At 60.9% G+C, this 10,461-nt stretch carries 6 protein-coding genes and 1 rRNA gene; all 7 read left to right on the top strand.

The window, feature by feature from the left end; genetic code table 11:
• Position 1 precedes the first annotated feature (1 nt).
• On the top strand, positions 2-757 hold the full coding sequence (locus NZN28_RS06780) for an MHYT domain-containing protein (protein WP_295396483.1): 756 nt from the start codon (positions 2-4) through the stop codon (positions 755-757).
• Complete coding sequence (locus NZN28_RS06785; protein WP_295396485.1) at positions 754-3,018, top strand: methyl-accepting chemotaxis protein; 2,265 nt, start codon at positions 754-756, stop codon at positions 3,016-3,018. The genes NZN28_RS06780 and NZN28_RS06785 overlap by 4 nt, the downstream gene beginning before the upstream one ends.
• Before the next feature lie 14 nt (positions 3,019-3,032).
• Entirely contained in the window at positions 3,033-5,351 is a 2,319-nt protein-coding gene (locus NZN28_RS06790) for a methyl-accepting chemotaxis protein (protein WP_295396487.1), read from the top strand.
• An 8-nt stretch (positions 5,352-5,359) separates the two neighbouring features.
• Positions 5,360-8,116, top strand: a complete 2,757-nt coding sequence (locus NZN28_RS06795) for a response regulator (RefSeq protein WP_295396489.1) — start codon at positions 5,360-5,362, stop codon at positions 8,114-8,116.
• A 3-nt stretch (positions 8,117-8,119) separates the two neighbouring features.
• Positions 8,120-8,857: a DUF4388 domain-containing protein gene (locus NZN28_RS06800; protein WP_295396490.1), complete on the top strand. Its 738-nt coding sequence runs from the start codon at positions 8,120-8,122 to the stop codon at positions 8,855-8,857.
• 298 nt (positions 8,858-9,155) lie between these two features.
• Positions 9,156-10,106 carry a response regulator gene (locus tag NZN28_RS06805; RefSeq protein WP_295396491.1) on the top strand — a complete coding sequence of 317 codons (951 nt, stop codon included), beginning with the start codon at positions 9,156-9,158 and terminating at the stop codon, positions 10,104-10,106.
• 255 nt (positions 10,107-10,361) lie between these two features.
• Positions 10,362-10,461 (top strand): 23S ribosomal RNA (locus NZN28_RS06810); the annotation flags it as partial.

The raw sequence follows: 10,461 nt of genomic DNA on the forward strand, positions 1-10,461 counted from the left end.
AATGGAACAAACCCATCTGCCCATGCACCACGACCCCTTCCTGGTTGGGGTCTCGTTTCTGGTCGCCATCTTCGCGTCCTATGCCGCGCTGGCCGTCATCAACCGTTTGCGGAAAGGGGCGGCGGGTGGAAACTGGCTCTGGCTCGGTGCGGCCACGTTTGGGTTGGGGGTCTGGGCGATGCACTTTATCGCCATGACCGCCTTGCAGCTCGATATGATGGTCGGTTACGATCCCCTTCTCACCCTGGTCTCGGTGTTCTTCGCCATTCTTGGGGCCGCCGCAGCCTTCAAGTTGGTCGGTAAAACCACCGTCAATCTGGCCGAGGTACTCGGCTCGGGCTTTTTTCTGGGCGCGGGCATCGGCACCATGCACTACGTAGGGATGATGGCCATGCGCCTCGACGCAACGCTCAGCTTCGACCTACCGATGGTTGCCGTCTCGGTGCTGGTGGCCGTGGTGCTGGGTACTTTTGGAATCTGGACCCTCACCAGCCCGGTTTTTGATCGGGTTCCCTTTCGCCATCTGATAACCGCCATCATCACCGGCTCGGCCATCCCGTTCATGCACTATACCGCCATGCTGGCGGCCAGGTTTTCCCAAACCGGCAGCGAGGCCATGCACACCATGGTGGCTACGGGCAACCTGATTTCCCTGAACGTTTTTTTGTTGCTCGCGGTGGCCGTCGTGGGGCTTCCCATGTTCCTGACCTCCCTGCTCGAGACCCCTGCGGACAGAGCTCAGGAGGTTGAAGCATGACCCGCCGCTCCCCCAAGACCGCGCTGAGACCCAGCCGTCGCCCCACCCCAGCGGCCCCGACCCAGCTGATGCAAGCGGGCGGTCTTCTGGGGTCGCTTAAAATCTGGCAAAAACTACTGCTGATTATGCTTGCCTTCTCCACCGCAGGCATCGTACCGCTGACAACCCTGTATTTGTTCGAGCAAAATCAGTCCAACCGCATTTTCAATCAGGTTCTGGGCTTCCAGCTTGCACAAAACCTCTACAACCTGATTCAGCAGGTCAGTGAGCACCAGCGCTACAGCCTGGACAACAGGATCCTGGGCACCAAGCACGACCTTGCCATGGAAGCCGAAGAGGTAGACAAGGCTTTTCAGCAGATCATTCAGCTCAACGAGGCTCAGGGAAACCGATTCGGGCTCCGAAGCGCCATTGAAGAGATTCAGCAAGAATGGGCCGGCATGAAAAACAAGAGTCTGGCCGCCGGCAACGCAGCGGTTTTTGACATGCACCACCAGCTCATCGCAAGGTTGCGCCAGACCCTGGAGCAGCTCAGCCTGTCGTCCGGCGTACTGTTGAGCACGAATGCGGATGTTTTCCTGTTTACGGAAACCACCCTGCGTCAGTTGCCAGAGTTGCGCGACACGCTGGCGCAACTCCGCTACCTGGGCATGGAAGTGCTCGCCCGTGGATCGGCGCTCATATACGAACGCGAGCAAATCATCAACCTGCTCAAGCAAGCCTCGAATATCAGCGACAATATTTTGAACAGTCTGACGCAAACCAAGCTCCAGGAATCGCGCGACCTCGAGGCCATAGCCCTGGCCATGGAACAGCTATCCGCCGAGGTCGGTTTCATCAACACCATGGTGACCAACGCAATCCTGGCCACAGCTCGTCCCGTCTTGCGTCCCAGCGAATACAGCAGTGCTTTTGTTGAGACCAACAACAACATTACCCGCTTGGGGCAGGAGTCGCTCAAAGCCCTGAGCAAAAACATCTCCAGGCAATGGAGCAACACGCAGCGGCAGCAAACGCTCACCTTTACTCTGGTCGCTCTGGCCCTGGTTCTCGCCTTGGGCGTGGTCGGGGCGGTGGCCCGCTCGATTACCCAACCGGTAGGTCAGTTGTTTGCCGCATCGCTGCGTCTGCGCAAAGGCGACCTGGGGGTGCAGGTGCCGGTGCTATCGTCGGACGAGCTCGGTTCGTTGGCCCGCACCTTCAACGAGACCACGCTGCAACTCAAGGCCAAAGCCGAGGCCGATGCCGAGCAGCTTCGCCAAAGCCAGCTACTGCAGGAAAACATCGGGGCCTTCCTGAACGTGGCCATGGACATCGCCCAGGGTGACCTGACCAAGCGTGGACGCGTGACTGAGGACGTGCTGGGCAACGTGGTGGACGCGGTAAACCTGACGGTAGAGGAAATTGCCTATCTTCTCAAGCAGGTTCAAACCGCTACCGAGATGGTCAACCAGGGCGCCGCACAGATGGCCCAGAGCTCGGGAAGCGTGCTCGAGAAAGCCGAGTCACAGGCCGAGCTTTCGGCCAGGGCCCGAATCGAAGCCCTGGATGCTTCCGAGAGTATTCGCGACATGGCCGGCCAGATCATGCAGGGTACGGGCCTGGTGATGCAGGCCAAAGAAGCCGCTCTGGAAGGAAAGGATGCGGTGCAAAACACCTTGAGCGGCATGCAGAATATCCGCCGCGAGGTGCAGAGCATCTCCAAGAGCATCAAGAGCCTTTCCGACCGCTCCCTTGAAATTTCCGAGGTGGTGGACACCATTTCGCGCATCGCCAAGCAAACCAACCTTCTGGCGCTGAACGCAGCCATCGAGGCCGCCGGCGCCGGTGAGGCGGGGGCCCGCTTCGCGGTGGTGGCCGACCAGGTGCGCAAGCTGGCCGAGGACTCGGCGCGCGCAGCCCAGCGTGTGAGCCTTCTGGTCAAGGGGATTCAAACCGAGATTCAAGGGGTGGTGATCTCGGTGGAGGGCGGCACCCGCGAGGTGGAGCAAGGCTATCGCATTGCGACCGAGGCTGGCCACAAGCTCGAGCAGATTGCGGCCCTGGCCCAGCAGTCCGCCGAAGCTGCACGCTTTGTAGCCCAGGCCGCCCAGGAGCAGGTGCACCGCGTTGAGGAAGTGACCGGCATGGTTCAGGACATCTACAACACAGCCCTCCAAACCGACGAGGAAAGCCGCAAAGGCCGCCAGACCGCCGAGGAACTGCGCGCTCTGGCCCAGCAGTTGAGCCAGAGCCTTACCCGCTTCCGACTGCCAGCGTAAGCAGGGGATTTTGTATGGCTTTGCATCGCAATCTCCGAGAGGTGGAAGTCAAGCAAATCGGGCTTCTGGGCGCCCAGAGCCGAAAGGTTCGGGTTGATGCCGAGACGCTCGAGGCCCCCAATACCGGCTTCTTCGGCAGGCTCCGCATTCCCTACAAGCTGGCCTTGCTGGTCGTCCCTCTGCTGGTTCCTATTTTCTACCTGCTGTTCTCACTTGTTTTTGAGCAGCGCAGGGACATTAACTTTGTAAGAACCGAAAAGCAAGGGGTGGTTTTCCTTCAACAGAGCAGTGCCTTGATTAAGGCGCTGGCCGAACACCGTGGCATGAGCGCGGCGGTGCTTTCGGGCAACCGCGATTTTGCCATTGAGCGGAGCAAAAAAGCCGAAGAAGTCCAGCGCAGCCTGCTGCTCTTGCAGCAGATCAACCTCGCCCAAGGCAACCCCTTCGGTCTGGCAGAAGACCTCGAGGCTCTGGAAATCAGGTGGAATACGCTTCAGGCCGTAAACCAAAGCGCCGATCGCAGCTTTGTCGAACACACCCGACTCATCCAGCAGCTTCTGGGCCTCAACAGCAAAATTGCTTCCGACTCCAACCTGCTTCTCGACCCAACCAAGGAGAGTTACTGGCTTGTAGAAACCGTTGTTCATCGCCTACCCCCTGTGGTCGAAGCGCTGAGCCAGATTCAGGGCCTTGGCACCGTCGCACTGCAAACCAAGCTTCTTTCGGTTGAGCAGGAAAAGCGGTTGAGTGGCCTGCTGGCTTCTCTGGCCAGTCGGGGCACCAATCTGGGTGAGATTGCCTCGCTCACAGCTCCCTTGGAGCGAGCAGTGCAGAGTGCCCTGGCCACCAACCCCAGCCTCGGTGATGCACTTAGCGAGCGGGTTAGCGCAGCCCGGGCCATCACCGAATCGGCCAGCGATCTCACCCGGCGGGAGGTTTTGAGCAAGCAATTCACCCTCGAGCCGACCCTCTACTTTGAGCAACTGAGCCGGCCCATAGATGCTTACTTTGCCGTCAACAGCGCCGGTCTATCACAGCTCAACACCGTGCTGGACCAGCGCCTGGGCCAACTGGTCAACAACCAGGTGCTTAGCCTGTTCATTGTGGTCTCGACCCTGGTTCTGGCGCTGTGGCTGATTGTGGGCGTGCTGAACTCCATTCTTGCCCCGGTGCGCGAGTTGACCAAAACCGCAGAGAGCCTGGGTGAGGGCAATCTTTCTTCGCTGGTTCATCTGCGCTCCAACGACGAGCTGGGCCTGGTCGGAAAAACCCTGAACCAGTCCATCCTTACACTCCGCAGCTTGATGGAGCAGCAAGAGGAAGAACGCCAGCGCGGCCTGCGTCTTCAGGAGAACGTACGGCGCTTCCTGGACGTTGCTTCTGAAATTGCACAGGGCGATCTGACCAAGCGGGGTGAGGTGAGCAACGACGTGCTGGGCAACGTGGTGGACGCAGTCAACCTTACCGTCGAGGAGATTGCCCTTCTGCTCAAGGAAGTTAAAAGAGCCGCCGAATCGGTCAACCAAAGCGCAGTCCAGATGGACCAGCTCACCGCTTCGATTGCCCAGGGGGCGCTATTGCAGGCCCAGGAGGTGAGCCAGGTACAACAAGAGACCCGGGTGGTGACCTCGAGCATCCGCCAGATGGCCGAAAGTGCGGGCCTCACGGCCCAGGCCGCGCAGCAAACCCTGGCCTCGGCTCAGCAGGGTCGTCAGGCGGTGACCCAAACCCTCTCCGGCATGAGCGACATCCGCCGGGAAATGCAGGCCATCGCGGAAAATATCGCGGTGCTGGCTCAACGTTCTGCCGAAATCGAGAACATCACCAGGATTCTCGAGGACTTCGCCTCGCAAACGAACCTGCTCGCACTGAACGCTTCCTTCGAGGCCGCCGGGGCCGGGGCGGCAGGTCGGCGTTTTGCCATCATTGCCGATGAAATTCGAAAGCTGGCCGAAGAGTCGGCCCGCGAGACCAGCCGGGTAAGCCACCTGGTGCAGCAGGTGCAAAGCGACATTGCCCGGGTGGTGGAGCAGGTGCAGGAAGGGGTACGCGAGGTGGAGACCGGCTATGGGGTGGCCCATCAGGCCGGGGGTCGCCTCGAGGAGATTGCCAGACTGGCCGCGCAATCGGCCAGCCTGGCCCAGGAAATCTCGGGCCTGGCCCAGAGTCAGGTAGCGGTGGTGGAGCGGGTAGACCAGGCGGTGCAGAAAATTGCCCATACCGCCCAACAAACCGGAAGCGAGAGCCAGGAAGGCCGTCTGTCCGCCGAGGCCATGCGCGCTCTGGCCCAGGAGCTTTCCCGAAACCTGGGTCGTTTCCGTCTGCCCGAATAGGAGACCCCATGTCCGCCCCAACCATGCCCGATCTGCTGCAAAGTTTCCTCGATGAAGCCTGGGAAACCGTGGCTGTTTTCGAGCAGGCCGCCGAGTTCCTGGCCATTGAGCGCCACGAGCCTCTGGTGGTCATGGCGCACCGGCTCAAGGGTTCGGCGGGACTGTACGGATTTCCGCAAACATCCAACCTGGGAGCGCTGGCCGAGCGAATTCTCGAGGCCGCCCCTCATTACACCGACCCACAACGGGCCAAGGTTGTGGAGTTCATGGGCCAGGTCACGGCAGTGCTGATCACGGCTCTTGAGAACATCGCCATTCACGGCCAGGAAGGCCGGGTGGGCCTCGAGCTAGGTCGTCTGGGTGCCGCCGATCTGATCCTCGAACTCACCGCCCTCAATCCAGGCGCCTTTGTCCGCAAGGCCCCTGAACCCAACCAAGAAGCTACGCCCCAACCGGCCAGCCCCCAGACGGGGTTGGTGGAGGAGTTGCAGCATTTCTATCGGCAAAACGCCGAGTTCTGGGAGTTTTTTGCTCCCGAAACCCTGGAAAACCTCGACCATGTGGGCAACGCGCTGGTTGGTCTCCAGTCCGGCGACGAGACCGGCGAACACCTGCGGGCCCTTTTCCGGGCCATGCACACGGTCAAGGGCGCGGCCTACTCGGTGGGCTGTAAACCCATCGGCACCCTGGCGCACCAGCTCGAAGACCTGATGGTGGAAGTGCGCGAGGGGCGCCAACCCTGGGGTTCCGAAATGGCCCAGGTGATGCTCGAGGGCGCCTTGGTGCTGGGCAAGATGGTGGTGGTTGCAGAGGGCAAAGACCCCCAGGCTGCTCAAAGCCTGGACGGCCAAGTCCTGGAGCTCCAAAGCCGCCTGGCGCGCATGCTGGGCCGGGAAGCCCCAGTGAGCCCGGCTCCTCAGGCCCCCTCATCGCCCGCTACGCCCCCTGCCTCGCCCCAGCGGGCCCGCCCGGGCAGCACGGCCTCGGTGCGGGTCAGCCTCGAGCGCCTCGACGCCCTGCTCAACCTGGCCGGCGAGACCCTGGTCACCCGCTCACGCCTGGAGCTTTTGGCGCAGCGCTTCGAGGAGATGGACCACCTGCTGGAGACAGCCCGCCAGCGGCTGCTGCGCACCACCACCGACTTTGAAAACCGCTACCTCAACCCCCGCCTTTCGCTGGTTCAGGAAACGCAAAGCCAACCCTCCCAGGCCCACAGCAACCTGGGCAAAACGGTTCAGGAGCTTTTCTCCGAGCTCGAGTTCGACCGTTACGACGACCTCAACATCCTGGCCCGCTCCATCCAGGAAATGACCAGCGACCTGGCCGAGGTTCGCAGCAGCCTCAGCGAACAGATCAAAGCCTTCCGCCAGGAAACCGAGCAGTTCGAAAAGCTATCCCAGAACCTGCGCAACGAGGTCAACCGTGCACGCCTGATTCCCATCGGCCGCTTCTACCAGCGCCTCACCCGCCAGATCCAGCAAATCGCGGGGAATAAGCAGGTTCACATCAAGTTCCAGGGCGAGCAGGTCGAGATTGACTCGGTGCTGCTCGACGGGCTTTCCGAAGCCCTCATTCACCTGGTCAACAACGCCGTTATTCACGGACTGGAAAGCCCTGAGGAGCGCCTGGCCCATGGCAAGCCAGCCCAGGGCACCCTGACCATCCGTACCCAGCAGCAGCGCAACATCCTGGTCCTGGAAATCAGCGACGATGGCCGGGGCATTAACCTCGAGGCGGTCAAGCAAAAAGCCGTGGAGAAGGGGCTTCGAACCCAAGAGCAGATTGCCGCCATGCGCCCTGAGGACGCAGTACAGCTCATCTTCATCCCTGGCCTTTCTACCGCCGAAGTGGTCTCGGATGTGGCCGGGCGCGGGGTGGGCATGGATGCCGTGGCAGCTACCATTCGTCGCCTGCGCGGCGACCTGGCTGTGGAAACCCGCCCTGGGCTGGGAACCACCATTCGCCTGCGCATCCCCCAAAATCTGGTGGTCTCGGACATCCTATTGCTCCAGACCGGGGGCCAGGTGGTTGCCCTTCCCCGCGAAAGCCTCCTGACCCTGCTCACCGCACCCGCCGACCAGCAGGAAGTGGCCTACGAGGGCAGCCGCATCCCCATCAAGCCGCTCAGCGCGCTCCTGGGCCTGCCACCGGTAGCCCAGCCGGAGTATGCCCTGGCCGTGGTGGAAGGACGGGGAGGGGTGCCGGTTGCGCTGGCCGTCGAACGCTTTATCGGGTTGCAGCAAGCCCTGGTCAAACCGCTGGCCGCCCCCCTTTCGGAGCTGCCCCACCTGACGGGGGCCACCGTCTCGGCAACCGGCGAGGTCATCCTGGTGCTGAGCCCGAGCGGCCTGCTTTCACTGGATGCGGCCCTGCCCATCCAGACCCGCATCGAACCCCCCCGAAGCCAGCGCTTCCCGGTACTGCTGGTGGACGACTCGCTTTCGGTGCGCAAGGTGGTCGGGCAGATGCTGCGCAAGGCCGGATACCAGGTGGTTACCGCAGCAGACGGCCAGGAAGCCCTCGAGCTCCTGGAACAGCAACCCTTCCAGGCGGTGGTTACCGACCTCGAGATGCCCCGGATGTCGGGCTTCGAATTGCTGGAGGAAGTGCGCCGCCGTCCCAAACTCTCGCACCTGCCGATTGCCGTGCTGACCACCCGCGCCTCCGCCAAACACCGCGACCTGGCAGTGGAGCTTGGTGCAAATGCCTATCTAACCAAGCCCGCCGACGAGGTAGAATTGGACAAGTTTTTGCAGGGAGTATAGCGAATGAAAGCCCTGATCCTGACCGGTCAACCCAAGCGAGGTGTCGCGCTCAAAGACAGTTTCAGCCTGTCAGGGTTTGACGTTCGGGTTGAGGACAGCGCCCTCTATGCCATGACCCTCCTGGAGCGCAGCCGACCCGATGTAATCGTCAGCACCGCCTCACTCAGCGACCTGAGCGGCGCAGAGTTCTACGACATGGTGCGCTCCGACCCCCAGCTCGCCTTGGTGCCGTTTGTCCTGCTCGACGATGCCGCTTCACCCAAAACCAGCGACCTCGACCTGATTCTGCCCCCCGACACGCCAGTGGCCGAGGTGGTTCGCAGCGCCTATAAACTGATTCTCGAACTCACCCGCAAGACCTATATCTCCGAACCCGCCAATCCGGTCGCACAGCACGGCATCCAGGGGCAGCTGGGCGATATGAGTTTGTTTGAACTGGCCCAGTGGCTGGCCAAGTCGGCCAAGACCGGGCGCTTGCACGTCGAAATCGAAGGAGGCAGCGCCAGTTGGCTCTTTTCTAAAGGTCAGCTGATCCACGCCGAATACGCCGGAAAGAGCGGTGAGGACGCCGTGCTGCACCTGTTGCTCCAGGCCGAGCGCCATCAAAAAGGCCGCTTTCACTTCGAACCCCTCACCGAAGCCGATTTCTTTTTGGAGCCCGTCACGATTCGCAAAAGCACCGATCAGCTCCTGCTTTCTCTGGCCGTGGAGATGGACCACCGGCAGCAAGGCATCAACTGAAGCGCTTTTGGCCTAGCACGAGCTATTCGACTTCGAGAAAGCTTTGCTCTGGACAGAACCGTGGCCACCCAACCAGGCGGCCACGTCTGTGAAGGGCGCGATAACTTCAGGCGTACAAACAACTCTCAAGAATCCGCATTTGGGGGTGGGGGTTCCCACCCTCAGCTCTGTATCTCGCTGCTCCAGCAGTTTGTAGAGTGTTCAAGCAAGGATGGCATAAATCGGTCACCCAACCCCCAACGGTAATGGTTACACATCACCCGGTCAGACTGCTTATAGTTCTACCATTGAGGTAGTTATGCAAGGAGCCAAGGTTCTAGTCGTTGACGACAGTACCAGCGTACGAAAAGTGCTGGAGAAGCTGTTGTCTTCCCGTGGCCTGATCGTCACGACCAGCGAGTCTGCCGAACAGGGCCTCGAGGCGGTCAGTCACAACACACCCCAACTGATAATCGCCGATGTGGTCATGCCCGGCATGAGCGGTTTTGAGCTCTGCCAGATGCTCAAAATGCGCGAGTCTACCAAGGCCGTGCCGGTCATTCTGATTTCGGGCATCATCAACGAGGGCGTGGTGGCGCAAGCCCAACAGGCGGGGGCTTTCGATGTGGTCTCCAAACCCTTCACCCCCGACGACCTCTTCCCCAAAATCGAGCGGGCCCTCAACGCGGCCAAACTGGCCAGCCCTGCTCTCAGCGAGCCACCACCAGCCCCCAGCCCGGCTGTAGCACCCGCTTTCACAGCCGCTCCCGCCGCAAGCCCTGTTTCACCCGCCTCTACGCATATCTCGCCCGCTGCGGTTTCAGCCAGCCAGGCCGAACCTGCTGTCGTGCCCCAGGCGGCTCCTTTGCCCGTTCCACCCAGCGCCAGCCCGGCTCTCGAGCCAGCCCACCCGCCAGCACTCGTGGAAGCGCTGCGGCCCTTCTTAGACAAGCCCGAGATTGAAAGTGTTCTGGTGATGAGCAATGCAGGTCAGTTGCTGGCGTGGCTGGGCCAGAGCATGGACGAACCCGACCTGCTGGCCACCTACCTGCACACCATGCTCTCCATCTCGAGCGTCATGGGCGAAAAATACCACCTCTCTTCTATACAAAGCCTGGTTCTGGAGTATCTTGGCAAAACCCTGATGGTCAACCGCATCAGCGACAAAACTTCACTGGTGCTCATGCTGCGTGGCACCGGTGGAACGGGTGTCATACGTTATCTGGTGCTCAAACAAATGCCTCAGCTTAAGGCCGTGTTGGGGGAGTAACCCATCCCCTATCCGCGCAGGAGGCCCTAAACCTCCTGCGTTTTTCTGTTGCTCAGAGGTGTTGACAGATTTTGGAGTATTCGGTACTCTCTTCGTTGCGCCCTGCGAGGCAGCGGGTGCGAGGATCATGACAAAGGGGTAGAAGAGAGGGGAAGGAAGTCCATCCTGGACGCTCCATTGTGCGAACGATGGGGAGGTTTAGGGTGGGTGTGAATAGACCTGATTCTTCAGGGGCGACCCTGGGGAGGGAATAAAGGTCAAGATAGAACGGGCACACGGAGGATGCCCTGGCACCTAAGCCGATGAAGGACGTGATTACCTGCGAAAAGCCCGGTGGAGCTGGTAGTAAGCCTTG

The sequence above is a fragment of the Meiothermus sp. genome, from assembly GCF_025056915.1.
GTDB lineage: Bacteria > Deinococcota > Deinococci > Deinococcales > Thermaceae > Meiothermus.